Annotated in this window: 21 protein-coding genes and 1 pseudogene; 7 read left to right on the top strand and 15 right to left on the bottom strand. The window is 42.8% G+C overall.

All coding sequences use genetic code 11. From position 1 onward, the window contains the following. The first annotated feature begins 83 nt into the window (after positions 1-83). On the top strand, positions 84-2,276 hold the full coding sequence (locus AC1D7X_RS05190) for an alpha-galactosidase (RefSeq protein ID WP_495474785.1): 2,193 nt from the start codon (positions 84-86) through the stop codon (positions 2,274-2,276). A gap of 103 nt (positions 2,277-2,379) precedes the next feature. Here the strand turns inward: AC1D7X_RS05190 and AC1D7X_RS05185 are convergent, their stop codons facing one another. The 5 genes from AC1D7X_RS05185 to AC1D7X_RS05165 form a co-directional block, all read right to left on the bottom strand. Then, a complete protein-coding gene (locus tag AC1D7X_RS05185; protein WP_495474784.1) occupies positions 2,380-5,076 on the bottom strand; it encodes a glycoside hydrolase family 10-like protein in 2,697 nt (898 codons plus the stop codon). A gap of 155 nt (positions 5,077-5,231) precedes the next feature. Next, the gene (locus tag AC1D7X_RS05180) at positions 5,232-6,806 is read right to left on the bottom strand and encodes a DUF4127 family protein (protein WP_495474783.1); all 1,575 of its coding nucleotides are present in this window, start codon (positions 6,804-6,806) and stop codon (positions 5,232-5,234) included. Positions 6,807-6,812: 6 nt separating this feature from the next. After that, positions 6,813-7,700 carry a carbohydrate ABC transporter permease gene (locus AC1D7X_RS05175; RefSeq protein ID WP_495455729.1) on the bottom strand — a complete coding sequence of 296 codons (888 nt, stop codon included), beginning with the start codon at positions 7,698-7,700 and terminating at the stop codon, positions 6,813-6,815. 7 nt (positions 7,701-7,707) lie between these two features. Continuing rightward, complete coding sequence (locus AC1D7X_RS05170) at positions 7,708-8,463, bottom strand: carbohydrate ABC transporter permease (protein ID WP_495455728.1); 756 nt, start codon at positions 8,461-8,463, stop codon at positions 7,708-7,710. Positions 8,464-8,651: 188 nt separating this feature from the next. Continuing rightward, positions 8,652-9,893, bottom strand: a complete 1,242-nt coding sequence (locus AC1D7X_RS05165) for an ABC transporter substrate-binding protein (protein ID WP_495474782.1) — start codon at positions 9,891-9,893, stop codon at positions 8,652-8,654. Positions 9,894-10,288: 395 nt separating this feature from the next. On the opposite strand from AC1D7X_RS05165, the gene AC1D7X_RS05160 reads away from it, so the two are divergent. The 3 genes from AC1D7X_RS05160 to AC1D7X_RS05150 all read left to right on the top strand — a co-directional run bounded on the left by AC1D7X_RS05160 (position 10,289) and on the right by AC1D7X_RS05150 (position 15,063). Then, the gene (locus AC1D7X_RS05160; RefSeq protein ID WP_495474781.1) at positions 10,289-11,191 is read left to right on the top strand and encodes an AraC family transcriptional regulator; all 903 of its coding nucleotides are present in this window, start codon (positions 10,289-10,291) and stop codon (positions 11,189-11,191) included. A gap of 336 nt (positions 11,192-11,527) precedes the next feature. Beyond that, positions 11,528-13,273, top strand: coding sequence for an ABC transporter ATP-binding protein (locus tag AC1D7X_RS05155; protein WP_495455725.1), 1,746 nt, complete (start codon positions 11,528-11,530; stop codon positions 13,271-13,273). Beyond that, positions 13,270-15,063 (top strand): ABC transporter ATP-binding protein, encoded by a 1,794-nt coding sequence (locus AC1D7X_RS05150; protein WP_495474780.1) that lies wholly within the window; start codon positions 13,270-13,272, stop codon positions 15,061-15,063. Before AC1D7X_RS05155 ends, AC1D7X_RS05150 begins: the two co-directional genes overlap by 4 nt. 107 nt (positions 15,064-15,170) lie before the next feature. Here the strand turns inward: AC1D7X_RS05150 and AC1D7X_RS05145 are convergent, their stop codons facing one another. After that, on the bottom strand, positions 15,171-15,275 hold the full coding sequence (locus AC1D7X_RS05145; RefSeq protein WP_495456052.1) for a hypothetical protein: 105 nt from the start codon (positions 15,273-15,275) through the stop codon (positions 15,171-15,173). Positions 15,276-15,726: 451 nt separating this feature from the next. Here AC1D7X_RS05145 and AC1D7X_RS05140 point away from each other — a divergent pair, with 451 nt between their 5' ends. Then, the gene (locus AC1D7X_RS05140) at positions 15,727-16,566 is read left to right on the top strand and encodes a serine/threonine protein kinase (RefSeq protein WP_495455723.1); all 840 of its coding nucleotides are present in this window, start codon (positions 15,727-15,729) and stop codon (positions 16,564-16,566) included. Between the two features lie 385 nt (positions 16,567-16,951). On the opposite strand, the pseudogene AC1D7X_RS05135 reads toward AC1D7X_RS05140, so the two are convergent. The 3 genes and pseudogenes from AC1D7X_RS05135 to AC1D7X_RS05125 form a co-directional block, all read right to left on the bottom strand. Continuing rightward, positions 16,952-17,092: pseudogene (locus tag AC1D7X_RS05135) on the bottom strand (polyprenyl synthetase family protein); the annotation flags it as partial. Between the two features lie 152 nt (positions 17,093-17,244). Continuing rightward, positions 17,245-17,469 (bottom strand): GNAT family N-acetyltransferase, encoded by a 225-nt coding sequence (locus AC1D7X_RS05130; RefSeq protein WP_495456051.1) that lies wholly within the window; start codon positions 17,467-17,469, stop codon positions 17,245-17,247. An 11-nt stretch (positions 17,470-17,480) separates the two neighbouring features. Further along, positions 17,481-18,122, bottom strand: coding sequence for a hypothetical protein (locus tag AC1D7X_RS05125; protein ID WP_495455722.1), 642 nt, complete (start codon positions 18,120-18,122; stop codon positions 17,481-17,483). A 15-nt stretch (positions 18,123-18,137) separates the two neighbouring features. On the opposite strand from AC1D7X_RS05125, the gene AC1D7X_RS05120 reads away from it, so the two are divergent. Both AC1D7X_RS05120 and AC1D7X_RS05115 read left to right on the top strand, forming a co-directional pair. Beyond that, complete coding sequence (locus AC1D7X_RS05120) at positions 18,138-18,317, top strand: IS110 family transposase (protein ID WP_495456050.1); 180 nt, start codon at positions 18,138-18,140, stop codon at positions 18,315-18,317. Beyond that, positions 18,310-18,555: a hypothetical protein gene (locus AC1D7X_RS05115; protein ID WP_495456049.1), complete on the top strand. Its 246-nt coding sequence runs from the start codon at positions 18,310-18,312 to the stop codon at positions 18,553-18,555. Before AC1D7X_RS05120 ends, AC1D7X_RS05115 begins: the two co-directional genes overlap by 8 nt. Before the next feature lie 145 nt (positions 18,556-18,700). On the opposite strand, the gene AC1D7X_RS05110 is transcribed toward AC1D7X_RS05115, so the two are convergent. The 6 genes from AC1D7X_RS05110 to AC1D7X_RS05085 all read right to left on the bottom strand — a co-directional run bounded on the left by AC1D7X_RS05110 (position 18,701) and on the right by AC1D7X_RS05085 (position 23,296). After that, positions 18,701-19,168, bottom strand: coding sequence for a hypothetical protein (locus AC1D7X_RS05110; RefSeq protein ID WP_495455721.1), 468 nt, complete (start codon positions 19,166-19,168; stop codon positions 18,701-18,703). A 267-nt stretch (positions 19,169-19,435) separates the two neighbouring features. Continuing rightward, complete coding sequence (locus AC1D7X_RS05105; RefSeq protein WP_495455720.1) at positions 19,436-19,942, bottom strand: P-loop nucleotide/nucleoside kinase family protein; 507 nt, start codon at positions 19,940-19,942, stop codon at positions 19,436-19,438. A 289-nt stretch (positions 19,943-20,231) separates the two neighbouring features. Further along, complete coding sequence (locus AC1D7X_RS05100; protein ID WP_495474779.1) at positions 20,232-20,705, bottom strand: hypothetical protein; 474 nt, start codon at positions 20,703-20,705, stop codon at positions 20,232-20,234. Positions 20,706-20,926: 221 nt separating this feature from the next. Beyond that, positions 20,927-21,550, bottom strand: a complete 624-nt coding sequence (locus tag AC1D7X_RS05095) for a DUF3885 domain-containing protein (RefSeq protein WP_495474778.1) — start codon at positions 21,548-21,550, stop codon at positions 20,927-20,929. A gap of 207 nt (positions 21,551-21,757) precedes the next feature. Then, positions 21,758-22,360 carry a hypothetical protein gene (locus AC1D7X_RS05090; RefSeq protein ID WP_495474777.1) on the bottom strand — a complete coding sequence of 201 codons (603 nt, stop codon included), beginning with the start codon at positions 22,358-22,360 and terminating at the stop codon, positions 21,758-21,760. A gap of 207 nt (positions 22,361-22,567) precedes the next feature. Beyond that, a complete protein-coding gene (locus AC1D7X_RS05085) occupies positions 22,568-23,296 on the bottom strand; it encodes a hypothetical protein (RefSeq protein ID WP_495474776.1) in 729 nt (242 codons plus the stop codon). Positions 23,297-23,678 lie beyond the last annotated feature (382 nt).

Here is a 23,678-nt window from a genome sequence, read left to right as displayed (position 1 = left end):
ATATGTTATTTACTCTTGAACCAGACGGTTAATGTGCCTATCCTTATTCATGTAATGGTTATTAAAGATTAGGAGGCGCAACTATGAACATTCAATTCGATGAACAACGTCAGACCTTTCATCTGCAAGGGCCAGGTACCAGCTATATTATACAGGTGCTACGTCACGGCTATCTCGCTCATCTATATTGGGGCAAAAAAATTAGCACCTACCGCCAAAGCAATCCGGTTCTCTTTACAGACCGCGGATTCTCCCCAAGCGTAGATCCTGCAGACCGGGCTTTCTCGCTTGACGCACTGCCTCATGAGTATCCGGCATACGGCAACGGCGATTTCAGAACACCTGCCTACCAGGTGGAACTTGGGAATGGCTCTGCCATTTCTGATTTCCGCTATAAGAGCCACCGCATCTTTCAAGGTAAGCCCGCATTAGAGGGCCTACCCTCGACCTACACGGAGCAGGATGAGGAAGCGATGACGCTTGAAATTATGCTTGAAGATCCTATCATCGGCCTATCCGCCACGCTTTTCTACACCGTATTCCGTGACTTTGATGTTATTACACGCTCCGTGCGTTTTCATAATGCAGGAAATGAGCCGGTGAAACTTCTGCGCGCACTCAGCGCAAGCATAGACTTCCGTGACAGCGAGTTTGACCTGATGACGCTTTACGGTTCCCATATTAATGAACGGAATATATCCACACGTCCGCTCGTTCCAGGGCAACAAGGAGTCGAAAGCCGCCGAGGCGCGAGTAGCGCGCAGCAGCATCCATATATGGCCCTCCTCCGTAAAGGAGCGGATGAAGATCATGGGGATGTATATGGATTCAGTCTTGTGTACAGCGGCAACTTCACAGCACAAGTTGAAGTAGATCAGTTCCAGACCAGCCGTGCATCTATCGGGATCAATCCATTCGGATTCTCCTGGCTGCTTGAGCCGGGTGAACAATTCCAGACCCCGGAAGCGGTCTTAGCCTACTCTTCCTTCGGCCTTGGTGAAATGTCTCTGACTTACAACAAGCTATACCGAACCCGTCTTTGCCGCGGCAATTACCGTGATCGAGAACGCCCGATTCTGATCAACAACTGGGAAGCCACTTACTTTGATTTTAACGCTGATAAAATCGAGCAGATCGCTAAAACAGGCAGCGAGCTAGGGATCGAACTGTTTGTTCTTGATGATGGCTGGTTCGGCAAGAGAGATGACGACAACACATCACTTGGTGATTGGACCGTTGACACCCGCAAGCTTCCTAACGGGCTGAAGGATCTTGCCGAGCGCGTGAACAGCATGGGCATGAAATTTGGTCTCTGGTTTGAGCCTGAAATGGTATCCGAGAACAGCGACTTGTTCCGCCAGCATCCGGATTGGTGTCTGCATGTACCGAATCGCCCTTTCACAACAAGTCGCAATCAACTTGTGCTGGATCTGTCACGTGAGGATGTGTGCGATTATATCATTCAATCCGTCTCGGATATTCTCGCAAGCGCGCCGATCAGTTACGTGAAATGGGATATGAACCGCCATATGACCGAAATCGGCTCAGCCGTTCTTCCTCCGGAAAGACAGCGTGAAACCGCCCATCGATATATGCTGGGGCTATACCGTGTGATGGAAGAAATCACATCCAGATTCCCAGATACTCTATTCGAAAGTTGCTCCGGCGGCGGTGGCCGCTTTGACCCAGGCATGCTTTATTACATGCCGCAAACCTGGACAAGCGACAACACGGATGCCGTTTGCCGTCTGAAGATCCAGTACGGAACAAGCCTTCTCTATCCCGTCAGCTCGATGGGAGCGCACGTATCTACCGTTCCAAACCATCAGGTAGAGCGTATAACGTCCCTCGATATTCGCGGTCATGTAGCCATGTCTGGGAACCTCGGCTATGAGCTGGACCTGACCAAGCTGACTGAGGCTGAAAAAGAGATCGTACGGAAACAAGTAGCTGACTATAAACTGATCCGGCCGTTAATCCAATTCGGTGATTTCTACCGTATCCTCAATCCATTTGAGCGGAATGATGCGGCATGGATGTTCGTTGCACCAGATAAGTCCGAAGCGATCCTGGGATACTTCCGTATCCTCTCCCAGCCAAATGATGCATTCCACAATATTAGATGCAAGGGTCTTGACCCAGATTCTCTTTATAAGCACGAAGAGACCGGCGCTGTATTCGGAGGCGATGAGCTGATGAACGTTGGACTCAGCCTACCGCAGTTAAGAGGCGATTTCGCCAGCCTGTTCTGGAAGTTCTCAAAAGTCGAAAACTGAGTTAAGCCCATTTGTCCATTGGCAAAAGGTTAATGAACGCCCGCACCTTATTAGGGATGCGGGCGTTCTTACTTTTTGAAAAATAAGAAAGTATAAAGTTGCTTTAGTTTTTGTTGTTGTAAATTTTGATGATATGATCCGCGTACTTCAGATCGAACATCATCCGCTCCTTCACCTGAGCATTTACGGAGGAATCCTTACTCAACTTGTTCATAAGCTGTTCTAAATCTCCACCGAGCTTAGCTGCTCTCTTGTCGATTGTCTTATTTTCGTTCAATTTGTTGATTAGCACCTTTAGGTCTTTTTTATAACTCTTGGCATCCGTCATTCCTTTATTCGGCACATAAATCTCATCCATTTTCCGATCCATTTCCATCAAGATGGTCTTCACAGACAGTCCAAGATTACTGAATGGAACGATGGCTTTATTCCGGTAAATCCCCTGCTTAAGCGGCACGTTATATTGATTACCGAAGTAAGACAGGAATTCGAAGTATGCACTGCCTGATGTTCCTATTTTCTGTGTCTCATTGGCCTGTTCGACGAGCACCGGCAGAGGTACATTGGCCTGTGGTCCGAGCCCCATTGTCACATAAGAGAGGTCACCAGCAAGCTTCAGTGTCTCTTCCGCATCATAGACAACCGCTTGGGCATCTAACTTATAGGACATTGGGAATACATTGTCCAGATAACCTTTTTGCAGCCACAGCCCTGCTTCCTGCAGCTTGTAATACGGATTACTGTAGAAATCGGAATAAACCGCTGCGCTGATCGACAGCTTCGGTGAAACCTCTTTCAATTGCGGTACAAGCTCTTCAACAAATCCCGTAATGATATCCATGCGGAACTGCTGCCATTCCGGCCACAGCTTATCACCTGGATACAAATCCACCGGATCTATGTCTGTTTTAAATGTCTTCATAAACTGCTCACGGGTATAAGCGTCATAACCATAATCGATTTCCGTCCCGTAGTTATCCGGATACCGGATGTAATCCAGATGTAGCCCGGCAACCGGATATCTAGTCACTAGATCAACATAGAGGTCAGTAATGAATTTCCGGACTTCCGGCAGTGCAGGATTCAGCCAGTAAAAAGTATGACCGTCTACTTCCCAATAGTCGGCTCCATCGCGCCGGATCATCGACCATTCCGGTTTTTGCTCCATTTTGTTTCCTTCAAGAAATGCATTTTCCACCCATACATGTATCTCCAGACCGAATTCATCAGCTACATCCATATACGATTGAAGGACGTCAAAGCCTTTGTACATCGGATTGTGAGGCGCAAGCGGATTGTCCGACGGGTAAATCGTGTATCCATCCCACCAAGTTTCCACATACACCTGGTTCAGGTTTGCGTCCGCAATAAGCTTCAGATGCTGACGAACTTCTTCCATATTCGTCTCTAATGGGCGAATCCAGATCGCACGATGGTCGACCTTGCGAGACTCCATATTCAAGTTAATGACCTCATCCATCAGGCTATCGAGCGCTGCTGATTTCAAAGTCATCTGATCATATGCCTGCTGCTCAATCAGCTTGGCAATCTCTCCGCGAATGGTCTTGGCCTCAGCAATTTTCTGTTCGATCTTTGCATAAGGAACATCCATAAACATATCCTTCGACTTCTGCAGCAATGCTATCGAAGTCTTGATACGGTAATCAGCCCGATCCAGAGAGGATTGCGGTGTCAGCATAATCACCATTTCTTTAGTGGTGTGGTTCATACTTACGGTCGCACTTAGCTTAGCGTAGTTCTTGAGCCAGTCTGCCTTCACGCCGTGTCCAGACAGGACATATCCTCTGTCCGGAATCGGAGAGTTGTTACCTCCAACGGATATGACTCTATGATTCTCATCAACGACGACCTCATAACCCCAGGCGTTGGTACCTGTCGTTTCTTTTCCATAATCGCTGGTATATGCAATTAGCTGGTCACCCCCGCGGAATCCGTCGAACGGCTTGTTGTTAGCTGAATCCCAGCCTCCTGGATTATCTTCCTCCGTCTTCGGATCCATAGCATCATAAGCAATACGACTCGCTAGATGTGTCTCCTCATGTACGATAATCTCCACAGGGTCACCTGTTTTGATCTCTCCGCTCGCAATCTTCGCATACAGATCATTGTAATATGAAGATCCAGCTTGCACAGATAATACATGGCCTTGGCTTGGAATGCGGGAATTGTTATACGTTGTACCATCCGGCTTGGCCATGCCAGTAATGATGCCGTTCTCAATGATAAGCTCGAGTCCCCATTGATTCGTATTGGTCGAGGATCCATAACCGGTATCATACAGCACGACATCATTCTCATCACGATATGCATTAATTTTGTTAATCGCTATTTCGTCATCCTTCACAACGGCAGACCGGTTAATCTGTTCCGAGATCGTAATCCCATTCAGTGTCAGCGCATCCCCCGTCGTAATCGCTTCCATCTCTTCCTTGGCAGTACCGGAAGCCGATATCACAACATTATGCATAGGGATATAGGTCCCTTTGGAACCGTTCGTATTTTTCTCCAGTACGATTCCTCCCGAAACAATGAATTCGACGACCGTATCGAGCTCAAACGGTGCTGTAAATGGATCGCTATAATCCCCAGTATACACGGTAATCCCGTTTTCGCCACGTACGGCGTTCACAGCGTCAACTGCAAGTTTAGTGCCGTCAGGCAGTGTAATGGACGGACTTGTTTCCCCTTCCTGGGCCTGAGCTTTCTCAGTAGAGACAGACATGAGCGAAAAAATTAGGGCACAACACATAAGCGCTGAATACCATTTTCTAAAATTCATCAACACACCTCCGGATTAAGTTCTACTATTGATTTTTCCGTGCCAACAAATGCGGATATGTAACGAAATGTATAATAGTAAACGCTCTACGATCACCTCCTTAACGGCACCCAAGTCGAAGTGCCCGTTAAGATTCCATGTCCATGTTCTCTTGATTAATTACCAACCAGTGTAAAGTCCACCTCAAACGTCCGGTGCCAAGGGAGTATAACATCTGCAACCTGCGGCCTCCCACCTGTCATATCCATTAAATAAGTGTCACAGAACTCATTCAGCCCGTCCTTGATTACCTCACGAAGCTCGTCTTCTCTTGAACCGAGATCCATAGGCGTCATGCCAAGCTCTGGTAGAACATCCGATATGACTTCGTTGCGGACCAACGTTTGATAGCCCCAATCCTCAACCAGTCTGCGCATCATAAAGGACTTGCTTCGATCCTTCCAGACTGCAGCGGTTTCTTTCGAGGTCTCCTTGCTGTAATAAGAGGCGATTACGGCGTGAGCGATAACAGTCCCCAGCGTATTGCCGGAAGTGTTCCATGCGGCATAAGCATCCAGTGAATTCAGGTCATTGCCTTTACTGAGCAGCTTCATCAGCACGTGATCCGCACCATTACTAACCGCCACGTCAGCAAGAGCGATGAACACTCCCTTTTTGTAATACGCCCGAAGTGCCTGTCTGAACTCATTCAGATGACTCTCGGAATAGTAGGAGCGATTGCGTTCCTGGTAGGTTTGGGAGGATTCAGCAGCCTCTGACTGACCGACAGGCGGAGCATTTACCATGAGCACAAAATTCGATTCTATAGAAGAATCAGCTATAAATACACCCGCAGTCGTCATGTGCGATTTAATGCTTTCATTCAAGCTCCTATCCTCATATTTCGGAATAACATAGGGTCCTTGAGTCGACGAATAGCGGACATATGCTTCCGGAAAGTAATTCTTGATCTCACAAAAAACTCCGGCTAGAAGCGTACAACCTATTTCGTCTGCCCCTGGATAGATCGTAACGCGATCTGTCAGATTGCTCTTGTCCACTAGAATCAACAGCTCCCGCTGTTCTTTAGCAGAGAATCCATACTTCGCATTGTCATCCAGTGGAATGACCAATTTATCGATGATTCCCTCTTCCACATAGCGAATCGCCATCCGGTTAACGTAAGCATTGGTAGCTCTACGGCCTGTGAAATCAACCAACACCGTAGAAGGAATTTTCATTGTCAGCTCTGTAAGAATCTTCACTTCGGATTCAGAAAGGGTTTCCCGCTCCCCCTTATCCAGTATCCATCCATATTCATACAGCTTTCGGCCATGCTGGGCATAATAAGACGGTTCTTCATCATCGCTGTCATAAGACGGAACCCGCATAATCAGGTTATTGGCGTAAATTTTCAGGGAAGGATTGATAACTTTAAGATGCTTCAGCAATTCAAGTCGGCCTGCACATTCCTTATCTGTTAGATGATGCAATCTAGACGGCACGATCCCTCCGTATATGAGCAAATCGAGCGAAATAATCAGCCGGGTGGCATCTGCGACTTCCTTCTCCAGCCATTGCTTCAGTGCCTCATACTCAGCTGGTTGCTTCTTTACCCCCAGCAAGGAAAGTGGCGGAACAGTAAGTGTCAGGTCAGTCATGGAAGCAAGCTGTACCGGGTAGTTGTAGTTACAAGGCCGCTCGTCGAGCGGCAGGTATATGATTTTCTCCTTAGAGAACGTTCCATTCATAGTATGTTATCCTTTCACGGCGCCAGCGTTCACGCCATTGATGAAGTATTTCTGGAATGAGATGAATACAATCGCAATCGGAATGAGCGCGATCATGGATCCGGCCGCAACCAGGCGCGTGTTGGATACAAACGTCCCTTTCAGCTTGTAAAGCCCCACCGTTAGTGGGTATTTGGCGCTATCATCAAGTATGAGGAACGGCCATAGAAAGTTATTCCATGCTCCGATAAAACTCAAAATACCGAGCGTGGCAAGTGTCGGCTTCACCAACGGCATCACAATGTTCAGCCATATCCGCCATACACCCGCACCATCAATGACCGCCGATTCCTCAATTTCCTTGGGAATGGTAATCATGCCTTGCCTCATCAGAAAGATAGCATACGCGGAAACAGCACCGGGTAAGATAACACCGGTCAAGGTGCCCAGAAGATTTATTTTATTTAGAATCAAATAGATCGGAATCATGGTTACTTCCGCCGGGATCATCATCGTAGCCATAATCAGAAGGAAAACGAATTGTTTACCTTTAAACTCCATCCTTGCGAGTGGAAATGCAGCGAGGGATGCCAATATTAATGGTAGTGCCACGCCAAAAAAGGATAAAATAAGACTATTCCAGAAATAAACCGGTATCGGAAGCGAACTCCATACGGTTGTATAATTTTCAAACGTCCACTGCTCTGGAATAAAGCTCGGAGGCATGGTGTAAATGGCCTCATTCTGTCCCTTTAATGATGTTGAAAGCGTCCATAGAAAGGGTAGAATCATGATTAAAGCGATAAATATCAGTAAAACGTATGAAAACGTATTGCTGATGACTTTTTGTTTATTCCATCGTTTCATTTCGGACGAATGTTTTGCTTGAGCACCTAATGCTTGATCTGCCATCATTCATCCCTCACTCTCTGTCCAAGTATCGTTTATTAATGAACGTCAGCAACATGATCGCCAGAAACAGCACAAAGGACATTGCGCTCGCGCCACCCATATGCAGCTTGGTGAACGCCTCGTCAAAGACCATATATACGACCGTAGTTGATGCATTCAGCGGTCCACCCTTAGTCATGTTCATCATGAGGGTAAATTCTTTAAACGCACCCATTGTGGATACGACAGCTACAAAGAATATAACCGGACGCAGCATCGGGAATGTGATGACCATCTGCTTGCGCCAGAATCCGGCACCATCCAAGTCAGCCGCTTCATATAAATCTTCCGGCACAGATTGAAGTCCCGATAAGTAGAACAGCATGTAATAACCAAGACCTTGCCATATGGTTACTAACGCAAGACTCGGAAGAACCATGTGTTTGTTTGTCAGCCATTTTAGCGGTTCCGCTCCAAACAGACTCAGGATGTAGTTAAGCACTCCGTCGCTCTGAAACATCCAGCTCCACAAAAAGGCCGTAACAACAACAGAGACAAGAGTCGGAAAATAATAAATAAGCCGAAATACCTTAACCCCTGCTAACCCCCGATTTACAAGCACAGCCAATAACACGGGCAGAACGACCAAAGCAGGTGTGACTAAAATCCAGTAATAAATCGTGTTGCGCATCGCTTGCCAGAATAGACTGTTACTCATCAAATCCTTGTAATTAGCAAGACCAACCCATTCGGCAGGATTGATCACATCATACTTCGTAAAACTCAAAAATAAGGCCGCAAAGGCGGGAATTATGCTAAAAACGAGCAGTAGCAAACCTGCCGGGGCTAGAAACGACCAGGCATGTGACCTTTTATACATAGATGCAAACCTCCTTCTTATAGTATAGTCGATGCCAATAAATCTCCTTCAGCCTTATGCTCGTAAGGCTGAAGGTGATTGTTCCAAACCATTTTTTATTGAAGTAATTTATTGACAGCAACTTCCGCAGCTGCTACAGCGTCGGCAGGATTTAAATCGTCAAAAAACATACGTTTTAATTCATCATTAATAGCTCTGTTGATATCAGCCAGATTCTCAACCGGAGGCATTAGATCCAATGATGTCTCAAGTTGGTTTACAGCCAAATAACGGCCCTTCTCAACTGGATCCGTTGAGTCCTTGCCTTCTGCGAAGAAGGCATCCTCTGCAGCTTTCTTAGCGGAAGGAAGAACGGAGGAAAGCTTGCTGAGCTGAAGTTGATTTTCGGCATTCGTCACAAATTTCGCAAACTTAACCGCTGCGTCCTTATTCTTGCTCTTCTCCGATACGCCGATGTTCATTGAATTTACAGGAATATGACCGGAGCTGAACGCAAATGCCTTTGTCACTTCCGATTTTCCATAAACTTCTGGAGACAGATCATTGACTTGACCGAACAGGTTAGGTCCAGATTGCCACCAAGCAAGCTTCTCCTGCGCATACCATTCTTGCGGCTTTGCCTGTTCCAGCAAAATCTCTTCTGGAATTAACCCTTCTTTATAACGCTCCTTATACTTTGCGAAGATTTCAACAGTTTCTGGCACATTAAATGCAGCCTTTGTCAAATCTTCATTCAGAATTGGAATATCGCTGAACAGCAACTCATCTCGGACCGTTAGCAGCGAATATCCATAAGCGCCTGTCTTTTCCTTAATGGCTTTCGTCATTTCCCAGGCTTCATCCACCGTTGTTGGAGGAGCATCAAATCCTGCTTTTTTCAGCATATCCTTGTTGTAGAGCACAATATCGTTAGCCAAATACCAAGGAAGCGCGTACGTTGATCCTTTGTATTCTCCTGCTGTCCATACACCCTCGTAAAAGTCATCTTTTACATCAGCAGCAAGCTCGTCCAAATTAGCCAGTGCGCCGAGTGAAGCAAGCTTCTTTAGAAATTCGGTGTTCAAGTTAACGACATCCGCTAAATTACCTGAAGCGCTACTTGTCAACGTCTTTTGCTCAACCGCATCGATCGGAATATCCTCCCATGTCACATTCACTCCTGGGTTTGCTTTCTCAAACGTATCGACCATGCCTTTGATGTAATCATCAAAAGTTGGGCTCAGCGAGATCGTCCAAAACGTGATTTCTGAAGAAGTTTCGGACTTTGCTGCATCTCCCCCTCCGCTCGAGCAGGCTGACGTCACAAGCATCGTGCACGTGAGCAGTAAAACGATCATACTTTTAGATTTTTTCAGAACAAACGCCTCCCTTTAATTTCGATCTAGACTAGAATCCCCACAAGATGAAAGCCCTTTCAAAATAAGGTGGGTTAAACGCGAGCGAATTTGTTCTGGGTACGGGTCCTTCATTTTATTTCAATAAAACCTTTGACTTTAGAGTGAATCTTACTTAATAATTAATAGCTAAGTGGCATACTTCACTTTATATCAACGTATGAAATCTCTAAAGACATCTTTCTCCAGACAGAGTCCCGCATAACCCTTGTTTTCTTCCTTCTTGTTTAATGAGTATAGTATAACCTTACTGATTTTCATACACGGTGTATATGACGACATTTATCCTGTTTGTATCCATTTTAGACATCATGAGTTATTTAGGAGGCTTTGACTACATGCAAGTTTTTAAAGAGCCGATAGAATATCAGGATCCACTACTATGTATTAAGATATGGAAACTAGTCAATGAAGGCCTGGAGTATCCCATCGAGTGGATATGGCATTACCACAAGGAGGTTGAGGTTCTTACTGTTGAGCAAGGGACACTTGATGTACATATATCGGATAAAGTCTACAGGCTGAAAGCGGGAGACAGCTGTCTAATCGGCTCATCCCAGCTTCATTTTGGACGCAAGATCGGCACGGATGCATTGGTGTACATGGTTCTTCATATCGACCTGAATGCCTATTTTAATCCAGCTATTCAGATGTATTACCGTCAATTTACGGAGATTGATCAACCGTTGGACCGACTGAACTATATCATAGAAGAGAATGAACATGCCAAACGGGAAATCGCGGGCATTTTGCAAGAAATACATGAGGAGATGCAGGGCAAGAAGAGCGGTTTTGAGATTGCGACCAGCATGCTGGTCATTAAAATTCTGCTCACATTGTTTCGAAACGATGACCGCAGAACACTGAATCAAGAAATTTCTATCGATATCCCGCTGCTAAAAGAGGTCATCTCTTACATAAACTCACATATCGGGGAAAAAATTGAGCTCAAGGAAGTGTGCAAGCTGGCCAATATGAGCTATTCCTACTTCTCCAAATATTTCAAAAAAATGATAGGAATCTCCTTTACCGATTATGTAAACCGCAGAAAGATCCAAGAAGCGGAGCGTCTTCTGATTACAAAAGACATGAGGGTGACGGAAATTGCTGAGGCAATCGGAATCGAGAATATGGCGCATTTTTACGATCTATTCAAAAGATATACGGGCTGCAAACCTAAGGAGTATATTGCCAAACTGCGCGCAGACTCTTACACCCCGTTCGGACATGACCAAGAGTAAACCCAAGTTTAGAATCATAACCGGATAAACCCGGTCATAGATAGCTCTTATCTTAGACCGGGTCATGTGTTGCCTGACTCTTCTTCTACGGAAATACTTCAGACAACCAAGGAGCGAAGACTCCTTAGGCCCATGCACATTTGCATGGGCCTATTTTTTTCATACTTCACTCCGCTGCAACTTCACATATATATGATTCCACCTTCTCTTTAAAGGGGTTGTGCTACCCTTTTTATTATAATTAATCTTTACCTTCAGCTCCCCTTTATTTAGTGTATGATGGATATTATGGGTTTTATAGGTATATTTCATATTGGACTATCTGGAGGTTATTCGATGTCACTAAATAAGAAGACTTCAATGTCTTGGTTATTCCGCTATCTTCGTCCAGTCAAAGGAAGATTGATCGTCTTACTTCTATTATTACTAACTTCAACCGGCTTGCAGCTGATTAATCCGCAAATTATTCAACGCTTTATTGATACAGCCGCTAAGGATGGGGTCGTTACAGGTCTGGTTGTCCTTGCTGGATTGTACCTCGCTGTTGCGATTATGAACCAACTCGTTACCGTAACCGTTAGTTACCTAGGAAATGATGTTTCTTGGCGTGCTACGAATCAGCTGCGAGGCGATCTGCTCAAGCATTGCCTTAGGCTTGATATGCGTTTTCATAATCTGAAAACACCTGGTGAAATGATTGAGCGTGTTGATGGTGACGTAACCAGTATGTCGAATTTTTTCGCGATGTTTATCGTGCAGGTCATTGGCAGCTTTGTCTTGCTAGCAGGGATATTAGGCTTTATGTTCGCCACGAATTGGCCCATCGCCATCGTCATGACCGTGTTCACCTGTGCTGCCATTGGACTAATGGTCTTTGTCCGCGATTTGGGAGTCAATAGCTCGAAATCTGAACGTGAAGCCAGTGCTTCCTTGTACGGTTTTATCGAGGAGCGTATTGCGGGTATTGAAGATGTGCAGACGAACGGGAGCGTTCCTTATGTCATGAATCGTTTCCACCGTGCTATGCGAACTGTGTTTCTTAAGGGCAGAAGGGCATGGATGCTCCGAGTGGTTCCATGGAACACAACCGTCCTTCTCTTTACCCTTTCCGTTACCGTCGTGCTACTTATGGGCGTTCATTATTACCTGACGGGAAGAGTCTCCTTAGGTACACTATTCCTCATCTATCAGTATACTCAAATGCTGAACGACCCCATTGAACAGCTTGGTGACCAAGTCCAGGAGTTTCAAAAAGCGAAGTCCGGCATGCTCCGCTCACGTGAGCTGTTAGCTATGCAGAGTGAAATCATAGATGGAACTAAGTCTATCCTACCTGATGGTGCTCTCGGTCTGGAATTTGATCATGTCAACTTCTGCTACACCAAAGATAAAAAGGTGCTCCATGATATCCATTTCTCTTTAAAACCTGGAGAAAAGCTAGGACTCATTGGCCGAACAGGAAGTGGAAAATCAAGTCTAAGCCGTCTGTTACTCCGGCTATACAACATCGACAGCGGTATGATCCGGGTAGGTGGTATCAACATCAAGGAAATGCGTCTAGATGCGCTATACCGTCGAGTAGGGTTGGTTACACAGGATGTGCAGTTATTTGATGGATCGCTTCGAGACAATTTAACTTTGTTCGACAGTCAGGTAACGGATCAGTACATAATCGAAACTACAGATCGACTTGGTTTACGCCCATGGATTGATGCATTGCCTCAAGGATTAGATACCCACCTCTCATCGGGGGGTTCATCTCTATCCGCAGGTGAAGCTCAATTATTTGCACTCACGCGTGTATTTCTTACACAACCTAGCTTAGTTATTCTGGATGAGCCTTCTTCAAGGCTTGATGGAGCAACCGAAGCGATGCTGCAATCCGCCGTGGACCAGCTCATGGCCCATTGCACAGGAATTATTATTGCCCATCGATTAGCTACCTTAGAAACGGTGGACACCATCATGGTGCTAGGTGATGGCTGCATCCTTGAATATGGTGCCAGAGAATCTTTGGCTGCGTATCCATCTTCTCATTATGCGGGACTGCTCCGCACCGGCAGAGAGGAGGAGCTTGTATGACAGTAACTCAATTTATAGGGCGGCTGTTTCGCTATCGACTCTCTCTTTTTATTGTAAATGGGTTGCTATGGTGTATCTTTCATTCGATTCCAATTGCCGTTGGGCTTGGCATGCAATGGTTCTTCAACAGAGTCACCATTAGTCACGAGACGAACTATCTCATGTTAGCTATTCCATTAATCGTAGTGGCTCTGTTGAGAATAACACGTGTGGGCACATTCTTTATTGCCTTTTACAAGTGGATCACTTATACCTATCATCTACAAGCGATCTTACGCACGAATATGCTTACTGGCATCATGCGTTGGCCGGGTAGAAATCTGCCTGCCTCCCCTGGTGAAGCGATGAGTCGCTTTCGAGAGGATGTAGATGAGGTTGTCGAGTATGTGGAATCCTGGGTGGATTTCTGGGGCCGACTGGCTTTCGCCATTATATCCGTTGTGATCATGATGAATGTCAATTGGTTGATCACAACCGTCGCTGTTCTCCCCTTACTGATTGTTACCTTGTTAAGCAATCTGTCCGGCAACCGTGCAAGACGTTATGGACAGCTTAACCGCGAAGCAACAGGGCGCATCACTGGTTTTATCGCCGAGACCTTCGGCTCGGTGCAAGCGTTAAAGCTAGGTCAAGCAGAAGATCACGTCTTAAAACGATTCTCCGCCCTCAGTGAAGCAAGGCGAAAAGCTGCGCTTAAAGATAATCTTTTTAAACAATGGATGAGGTCGCTCAATCAGCATATTATCTCGATCTGCACAGGGGTTATTCTACTTATGTGTGCATCGGAGATGCAAGCAGGTCGATTTTCTGTAGGGGATTTCGCCCTATTCACATCTTACTTAGTCAATTTGGGTTTCAGTATCTCCCTATTCGGCTATATGGTCTTTCAGCATAAACGATTGAAGGTTTCCCTTGATCGTATGAGCATACTGTTTCGGCCTGGCGAAGAAGATCAGATCATAGCGCCAAATGAAATACACCTGGACGGTCCTCCACCAGATGTTCCAGCTGCAGCACGAGATCCGAAGGATGCATTGCAAACATTAGAAGTAAAAAATTTGTCCTATACGTATCCTAATTCGGATATTGGCATCTCAGATATTAGCTTTCGCTTGGACAGCAGTAAGTTTCTCGTTATTACTGGACGGATTGGCTCTGGGAAATCCACATTTATGCGGACGCTTCTAGGATTGTTGGAACAGACGAACGGCTCTATCCAATGGAACGGTAAGGAGATTGATCCCGCTACCTTCCTCATTCCCCCTAAAGCAGCTTATACGCCACAAGTGCCACGTTTGTTTAGTGATCCACTCCGTGAAAATATTATGCAAGGCAATCCAGATTGCTCCGAGGAATCCCTTGCACGCGCCATTCACTTGGCCGTCATGGAAAGAGATATTGAAGACTTGGAGTATGGACTCGACACGATGGTAGGACCAAGAGGTGTGATGCTATCCGGTGGTCAGATCCAACGTGCAGCTACAGCAAGGATGATGATGACGGCTTCTGACTTGTACTTGTTTGATGATTTGTCCAGTGCACTTGATGTTGAGACAGAAAAGCTGCTATGGGAGCGACTTTTTCAAGAGAAGGACGTCACTTGCATCGCAGTCTCCCATCGTAGAGCGGCGCTGTCACAAGCAGATCATATCATCGTCATGAAGGATGGCAGAATCGAAGCCGAAGGCACCTTGAGCGAATTGCTGACAACCAGCATAGAGATGCAATTGCTCTGGCAAGGGGAGCAATCCCCTATTGAGGAGGAAGACGGGGAGCTAGTAAGCCGGTGATTTTATGGTACGACGTAGAAAAGGGTGGGCGGTAAACCTGCAAAAATGATTAAACAAATAGAACTATAAGTTTAAATATAAAAAGAGTAAATCTGGTCATAGCCCCGTCAAGTAGACAGTAATAAAAAGTAAGCGGCGATCTCTTCACGGTATTTTACCGGGGAGAGGTCGCCTAATTTTTTCTGGAATCGCTCTTTATTGTAGTATTCGATGTGTCACAATGAGTTTTCGGGCACTTTCCTCTCTATCTGGCTCTGTCTGCGTTACTTTGATTAGCTGGTTTATCGGATGTCTGTGTCATCCTGAGACTACCTTCAACAGAATTTCCACCAACGATTTTCTTTCATGCTTGTAATATATACTGTTCAGAGAATACCCAAAGAATTTAAAAAAATACAGTTGATTCTTCCGAGGATTAAAAACATTAGGATATTCTTTACAAGATATTCAGCTACTGATGAGGCAATCACACTGGGGACTGACAAAAAAAACTGCACCTCCAATAGTTAGATGGTGTCTAACTATTGGAGGTGCAGTTTATATTCTGTTGAATGTGGTTTATTGTATATAATAGTATAAACTTTTGTTTTAATACTGCTATGGTCTGTTTTTCTATCTGGACCTAAGTCTAGAATTTGTCCGGAAGGAGAGATACGTACTGATATGCGATTTTTTTCATTCCTGAGCTCATTTTGGACCGCATGGCGGGATTATCCGAGTGAAATGAACACGGTGCTTGGGAATCGATATACAGTCTATGAAATGATTGGCGAAGGAAGCTATGGCATAACCTATAAATGCTTAGATCAGACCAACGGAAGCTTGGTAGCTGTCAAACAATCAAGACCCAGCAAGGGGGCTTATGCTAAGCACCTATTACAAAGGGAAGCAAGGATATTAAAAGCGCTTCGTCATTCACATATTCCTGCATTTAAGGATTTATTCACGGAAGGACGCAACACCTATCTGGTCATGTCTTTTATTAGTGGAGATACACTTGAAAATATGATTTTCGATCAAGGCAGGCAATACGGGGAACAAGATTGCGTGCGTATTACACTGCAGCTTCTCGAGCTTGTCGGATACATTCACATAAAAGGTTTTGTTCATCTCGATTTACGTATTCCCAACGTGCTTTTTAAAAATGAAGAATTATATCTTATCGATTTCGGCTTGGCGAGAGAAATGGGTGAGCCCCACCCATTCATGAATCCAGCACAGAAGAAGTTCAAAAATGGCAGTGTATCCACAGGACAATTTAAGGACTCGGAGGAAAAGGCAGACCTCCTGGACATTGGCCATTTCATGTTATTTCTCCTCTATTCTACCTATAAACCGAATGAAAAACACAAGGATGCCGTGAAACTTGGCTGGCAGGAAGAGTTGGAACTCTCTAGAGAGTTAAAAGAAATGATTGAGCGCTTGTTGGAGCTTCGAGAGTCCTATTCGACTTCTGCGCAATTCATGGCTGACCTGCGGGATCTGGCGCACCTCCAAAATTGATAGCGTGGTCTCTTTTATGTTAATATTTGAATACAATATATTGTAATAATTACATTCAAGAAAGGTGGTTATATCACATGCTAAGAAAATTAATCAATAAGCTTCTTCACTCTGCATCTCATAGTCAACGAAGACATTATAGCAGTTCTTCAAGACATTATAGAAAACGACAAAGCAGTAGTCACCAGTACGCACGTCCTATGAGATCATCTTCAGATTACAAACGAAGGAATGGTCGCATGGGTCAGGACTATTATAAATCCAGAAGACGCAGTTCAAGTTAACAGGAAATTTAAATGTTATTGATGAATGGATAGAGTTTTCAGAATAGATCTGAATTCTATCCATTTCTTTTTGTTCATTACAGCAATTTTCGCAACAACCAAACCCTCTTACCGAGTAAGAGAATATCCTCTTCCAAATCAAGCAAATCATCCTTAATTTGAAATGCAATGCCCACATGATAGGTGAATTTCTTCAGAACAGTGATTTCCGAAGCCTTAACCTGTGCGAGAATGGCAGGCATTGTCCTATGTTCCCTGACAGAATCTATATCATTCTAGTATCCATAATGTTGCTTCTGAATTAATATTTTTGTTCCAGTACTGACTAGCTAGAGCATACCAATTTACGCTCTGCTATGCATCACATTCAATTAATTAAGCTTATACTTTACGTTCATTTGATTTTATATAAATTGAGTATATCTTCTCTAATGAATCCGGCAGACTCATACAATCTCAGAGCAATTTCATTACTATAATTAACACATATAGATATCTCCTCAACATGAAGATCAAAAAACAATTCATTTAGTCCACTATATAATAACGAAACTCCAATGCCTTGTTTTCTAAATTCTTCTGCAACTGAAATAAATTCTATATTTCCTTCCTTGAATATCGGGTTACCTTCTATGTAACAAAAACCTGCAATATCTTTATCGTTGACGGGAAATATAACTTGAATTCCTCATTTAACATATCGATAATTTCTTGACCGTTATAGTAAGTATCAGGAAATGTACGTTGATGAAGTTCGATAAAGCTGGCGAAATACTCAGGAGTAATTTCATAAACCGAATGATTTAGCTGAAATGGTAATTCTGGTTTGTAACGTTTCAAAATTATATGCTCGTTCGTTTTATGAGCGCCTAAACTAATCATAAATTTAGTTCCATTAATATTCTCTTGATTGTAAAACCCATGAAACTCTCTTATTTCACCATTTAATTTGTTTACCCCTGCATCCCATAATTGACCAGCTATTAGCGAGTAATCCTCATGGCCATCTACGACATATGGACCCCATATTTCGGCCGTCTTTGTCGTGAAATCAGCATTAAACCCTAGCAGACCAATTAACTTATCCTGATCGTAAGCTAGCGAAAATAACTTGTCCAAGTTGTCCTGACCCGCAAATTCATGTTCAATTGAATCTTTTATTTCATGCTCTTTATCTCCTATATAACCAATATGGTGTTGATTCTGGGAATTGTATTTCGAAATAAAAGATACAATATCATTAATGCATATATTTTTGTTGGAAATATACATTGTCAATCCTCCTGAATTACCTACCACCTTCTACGAACGACTCCAGGGGTAGGACCCTTAACAGCTGCCATGCTAATCGCTGAAATTGGGGATATAAAAAGGTTCCCATCCGTGAAACAGCTAACAGCTTTTGCCGGGCTAGACTCAGCTGTTCACAATCAGGAACCTTCAAATCTAAAAAAATCGAATAACTAAACGGGGATCTTCGTACCTCCGAACAGCTCTTTACCAGGCTACCGTGTGTGCGATTTCAAAGCAAATTTATAGTCCAAGAAATTCGACTCTCTTTCAATTTTATCAGCAAAAACGCAATGAAGGCAAACCGGCAAAAGTCGAAATATTGCTACTTCTCATAAGCTTCTACGCATTGTTTTTGGAATGTGGACGTCTGGTCAAGCTTTTAAATCTGCTTAAGTTCACAATTGAAAATTAACTTCTAAAAAAATCTCCCCTACTGGGTAGGTTTAAATATAATATTAATGTTAGAGTTGACTTTGATTAGCTGGTTTATGTGGAGTCCCGGACTTCATTGAATCACAAGAGGTTATTGTCCGGCTTTATTATTGAAGAATGATATGCTAGAAAATCCTTTTTGATTTTTTTATTGATTCAAAATATATAACAAATTCTTTATCAATACCTTCTCCATTTAGTTCTAGTATTGATCCTTGTCCAAATTTTCTATGTAGAAGAATAGTTCCCTCTGAAAGTGATTCGATATAATTGTCTAAGTGCGTTGTATCTTTATTAGAACTTAAAAACTCTTTATGATTCCTTAGTTCTTCTAAAAATTTTAAATCAAAATATCTGCTTTCGTAAAGTTCACCGTCATCCCCCTGAACTCGTGCTCCAATCCTGTTTGCTATTTCAACTAACAGTCCAATTACTCTTTCATCTGCTCTACTCAATGTAAGACGACCTGCGACAAAAGTAAAAGGAAGTAGTTTAACATATTCTTCAATAAAGTTAATTTCATCACTAGTAATCGGATTTTGAATACTTAAGGTCCAATGTTTAGCTTTCGTTATATGAATATCATAAGCCATAAAAAATTCACCTCTATTTCTTTTAAGAACATTCCGGGATTTCACCTAACGTAACATGTTCACGACGTCCCACCACCCTAAGGACCTTTAGGTCCGGCCGCGATGCGGTTGGGTGGTGCGGATGTGTCCCGGCTTCTACTTCCTCGACTTATCTTCCGGGACCAAGGCGGCTTGTCCGCCGAATCGTGAACACATTGTTATAGGATGTCAGCGACTTCTACGAAATACTTCCAAGTTTCTTCTATCATTTCTTATTAATAAATCTGACTATCTTCTACGATCTCGTTCCAACTGTTCACATAATGTCAACAAACTTTCTTCCACAGTTTGATCAGCTGTGTCGATGACAATATGATCTCGGTCCCATAAATCGTACTGTCGATTCCTGACCTGTTCCCACGTTGGTAGAACAAAGCCGGGAATATCTGCAGCACGCGTTTCGACTCGACGTCTATGTTCGCGATCGTCAGAACAGACCACTTCAATTTCAACATATGGAGTTTCAAGAGATTCCGCCACGTTACGCCAAGCCTGGCGCGTTATTTGGATGGGATTAACTGTATCTGCAATTACGTCTAAACCTAACTGGAGATTCTGCGAAGCAATTGCATAACATACGATGTAACCTTCAGGTCCTTCGATATTTTGGCCAGAATTCCTCATAGCCTGCTCAACGACATCGGCTCGGAGATACGTAGCCTTTAGTTCTCTAGCTAACGCTGATGATAACGTGGTTTTACCGGTGCCTGGTAACCCGCTAAATATATATAGCATTAAATCGACTCCTTTTAATAAAACGATAACCGCCCTTTATCTTAATCTATAAGGACTTACATTTGTTTTTCGTATTTACGCTGATTTCCTATAACGTTGCGTATTTCTGACGTCCAAGCGGCTTAAGAACCGTAGGTCCGGGTGGCTCTGCCACTTAGCTGATTGGATGTGTCGCCTGATTCCACTTCTCCGAAACCCCTCTTGGCGACCAAGGAGCGTCAGCGACGATGCCGAAAAACATTGTTATGTGATGTCTCGGACATCTTTGAGCACCCAAAAATTGTATTTATTAGCTTTTATTTAAGATGGTCTTGAAGACCTTTAGTATATATGGTTTTTCTTCCGATCTACCAGAATATCCTTCAATAGGTAACCCGTTTAGAAAAGGATATTCCAAGAATTCATTAATAATCTCTTCCATACTATCCAATATCTCAATTTCACATTGAAATGATGGTAAATGCTCATTAACATTAGAAACTAGATTAAATCTCAGTTGACTAGCCATCCAGTCAAACCAGAGATAAAATATCATTCCGTTCTTTTCACTTGAGTTTGTCACTTGGGCTTGTCTATCCTGTATAACAGCACTAAAGAATTGGATAAAATCATCTATACTTATTTCACACGCTAACTGCTGTTCTAAGGTTATACGCCACATATTATTGTTAATCTCTTCTTCTAAATCTCCCATGGAGTTCCCTATGAAGATTGGATCTGATTTGATTTCTTCAAGATTCTTAAAATATTGATCTTTATCCATTAAACTCTCCTTGGCATGCAATAATTGGGTTTAAACACGTTTTTCCGAGATTTCACATAACGTATCCGCATTTCTGACGTTCAAGCGGCTTAAGTGACCGAAGGGAACGGGTCGTCAGACTTAGCCGGTTGAATGTGTCGCCTGATTCCACTTCTATGGCATACCTCTTGGCGACCAATGAGCGTTAGCGACGCAGCAGGAATGTTTTGTTAGACGATGGATCACTCTTCCTTGAACAATCTGTCGAAATAATCTCTCCAATAATTCACTATCCAATCATTATATTTCACATATAGGTGCTTTAATTTTTCTTTAGATCTTGCATTAATAATACAACCTCTATCATCATACATATTAAATACAATGTCCTTATCCTTACTAATAAAAAAGACACTTTGACATATCGATGGCTCTCTTCCCTGCTCGTAATGACTAATCCCTTCAAGAATTTGTCTATATGGTATTGAAGAAACAAGCCCATTCAAGATCTTGACCTGATATTCATGCTTTAATTCAATTGTATTTCCTTCTTCATCTTCGTCTTCATCCAAATCAAATAATGTTTCCTCTTCTATTGTCTTTCCATTTAGTAACTCGTAGATATATTCGGGTGTTGTATTCCCAAACATAGAATCTTCTATAATCCCCCAATCTTTGATATATACAAAAATAGAATCATTTTGGTCAAAAATCTCTTCAAATATAGTTACAACCCTTTTGTTCACTTGTTTAATTCTTCGATTTGATCCATTTCGAAATGGTTCTCCAAGTTCAAATCTTATATGTATTTCACTACCTAAATTCGGAAAATTATCATTAAGGTATTCCATAATTTCTTTTTTCATTCGATCTCCTGTAACTTTTTATTTTTGCTTTTCTAGTGATCTTTCGTCTAACGTCACAGTATCCACGACATCCCACCGACTTAAGGCTCCGCCAGGACCCGGCCGCGATGCGGTTAGTCGGTGCGGATGTGTCCGCTGAATTCACTTCTTTGCCGATTGCTTCCAGCGGACCGAGGATCCGGCAGGATCCGAAGCGTGGATATGATGTTATATGAAGCTTACGACTTCCTTGAAATACTTACACATTCTCTTAATTGGCTCATGTTCTAATTCCTGCATTCCAACGATTTCTGCTTTAAATTCGGATCCACTACATTTCTGTAACCTATACTTTATTCTGTATCGGCCTAATTTATCTTTTGATAATGTTATTAAAAATTCATCTGGTGACATAGAAAAAAACGAAATTTCTATGTCTTTCTGCATTTCAATATGTACCAGTTGAACTAGGAATCTATCTAATTCTTCTCTCTCAACCCATACAGACTCATTGCTGACGAAATTTCCATATGACTCAACAACTATATGAAATTGAATGCTTGGTAAAAATTCTTTTTGGATCTCTCTGAAATTGAATGCAATATATTGTTTGTCTTTATGAAGTATATAACTGGTGTCGTGATTAATAATAAAATTGCTTTTTCCATTAATTCTGTTCCATGGACAACTAGGATCATCACATGGCTCATCAGGATCAAATTGTCCATGTTCGAACTCATAGTGAAAGCAATTCCAATGCATTTCTTCAAACAAATCATATTCATTCTCATATACATGAAGAGGTTGTCCACATCGTCTACATATCTTCATTGAAATTGACCTTCCATCTTTTGTTTATTCCGTAAGTTTCATATAACGTTTGGCATTCCTGACGTTCAAGCAGCTTAAGTGACCGTAGGGAACGGGTCGTCAGACTTAGCTGATTGAATGTGTCGCATGAATCCACTTCTCTGAAAATCCCCTTGGCGGCCGAGGAGCGAATGCGACGATGCAGGAATGTATTGTTATACGATGGATTTAATCTTCTCTGATCAGCTCCCAAGATTTCTTGGTAGTTGTATATTGTATAGTAACTTTATATTCATTAATTTTATCTCTGAAATCATAGACTTTATCCATATCTATATAATGACCTATTGTTGTTACTGGTATTGCCAATTCACTTCTTGTCCTTATAATTCTTGATAGATCAATAAACAAACCATCCCTAGTACATTCTAATAGTACTAAGGAAATATCACTAGGCAACTTTGCAAATGATTTACCTGTTATCAAACTCAACTTATCAATAATTACATTTGATAGTAGGGATTCATAATCCCTCAAGTCAGTCACATAAAGCTTATTAAACCAACCATCATCATGAGCATAATAAGCAAATCGATTCATTGGTATGGCTCTTATAGGTTTAGCCATATGTGAAAAAAATAATAATTCAGCTATCTGACCATCACTCAACCTATTCAAGTCTTCCTCTTTAGCGAAATCCACCCAGCAGAAGTTACCGTATCCATAAACATCATCTTCAAGTAATTTATCAATTTCTAACCTGGTAACATATTCGAAATTGGAATGATGATTCCTACGAGCATAATCAAACTGATGGTTGAGTAATATTAAGTTCTCCAATCTATTAGGAATAGCATTCAAAAATTCAAAAAATTCTATACCATAGGAATAAAAACAAGGTATATCATTATCTACTCTACTTACGTAAATTAAATCTCTAATTTTATTCTTCTTCATTGAACCATCCCTCAATAAATGGATTGTTAAATCTGTCGTATAACGTTCAGGTATTCACGACGTCCTATCGACTTAAGGCAGCGAAGCTGCCGGGTGCGCGTCAGCGCACTTAGTCGATTGGATGTGTCCGGCTGATTCCGCTTCCTCGCTACTGAAAATCCATCCCCGAATATACTTCTAACTTCTGCCGGACCGAGGGGCGAATGCCCCGAAGCTTGAATATGGTGTTATCAGATGGATCAGCCTTCTTTGATATTATCCTCAAGATGTTTTGTACAGTTATGCAGTTCACATGTCCATTGATTATCTATTTTCTTTAAAATAGTTATTGATGTATTGCCAAAATCTTTTGTAGGAAAATCAGGAACTAAATTGATAAAGT

The sequence above is a fragment of the Paenibacillus sp. Y568 genome (assembly GCF_059445545.1).
This window is presented reverse-complemented; position numbering and strand designations above follow the sequence as displayed.

Bases quoted from the DNA above. Each gene is read 5' to 3' on its own strand.
- AC1D7X_RS05095 (WP_495474778.1), bottom strand. From the start codon at position 21,550: ATGAAAAAAGAAATTATGGAATACCTTAATGATAATTTTCCGAATTTA.
- AC1D7X_RS05155 (WP_495455725.1), top strand. From the start codon at position 11,528: ATGTCACTAAATAAGAAGACTTCAATGTCTTGGTTATTCCGCTATCTT.
- AC1D7X_RS05190 (WP_495474785.1), top strand. From the start codon at position 84: ATGAACATTCAATTCGATGAACAACGTCAGACCTTTCATCTGCAAGGG.
- AC1D7X_RS05110 (WP_495455721.1), bottom strand. From the start codon at position 19,168: ATGGCTTATGATATTCATATAACGAAAGCTAAACATTGGACCTTAAGT.
- AC1D7X_RS05150 (WP_495474780.1), top strand. From the start codon at position 13,270: ATGACAGTAACTCAATTTATAGGGCGGCTGTTTCGCTATCGACTCTCT.
- AC1D7X_RS05140 (WP_495455723.1), top strand. From the start codon at position 15,727: ATGCGATTTTTTTCATTCCTGAGCTCATTTTGGACCGCATGGCGGGAT.
- AC1D7X_RS05090 (WP_495474777.1), bottom strand. From the start codon at position 22,360: ATGAAGATATGTAGACGATGTGGACAACCTCTTCATGTATATGAGAAT.
- AC1D7X_RS05125 (WP_495455722.1), bottom strand. From the start codon at position 18,122: ATGTATATTTCCAACAAAAATATATGCATTAATGATATTGTATCTTTT.
- AC1D7X_RS05085 (WP_495474776.1), bottom strand. From the start codon at position 23,296: ATGAAGAAGAATAAAATTAGAGATTTAATTTACGTAAGTAGAGTAGAT.
- AC1D7X_RS05185 (WP_495474784.1), bottom strand. From the start codon at position 5,076: ATGAATTTTAGAAAATGGTATTCAGCGCTTATGTGTTGTGCCCTAATT.
- AC1D7X_RS05105 (WP_495455720.1), bottom strand. From the start codon at position 19,942: ATGCTATATATATTTAGCGGGTTACCAGGCACCGGTAAAACCACGTTA.
- AC1D7X_RS05100 (WP_495474779.1), bottom strand. From the start codon at position 20,705: ATGGATAAAGATCAATATTTTAAGAATCTTGAAGAAATCAAATCAGAT.
- AC1D7X_RS05160 (WP_495474781.1), top strand. From the start codon at position 10,289: ATGCAAGTTTTTAAAGAGCCGATAGAATATCAGGATCCACTACTATGT.
- AC1D7X_RS05165 (WP_495474782.1), bottom strand. From the start codon at position 9,893: ATGATCGTTTTACTGCTCACGTGCACGATGCTTGTGACGTCAGCCTGC.
- AC1D7X_RS05175 (WP_495455729.1), bottom strand. From the start codon at position 7,700: ATGATGGCAGATCAAGCATTAGGTGCTCAAGCAAAACATTCGTCCGAA.
- AC1D7X_RS05180 (WP_495474783.1), bottom strand. From the start codon at position 6,806: ATGAATGGAACGTTCTCTAAGGAGAAAATCATATACCTGCCGCTCGAC.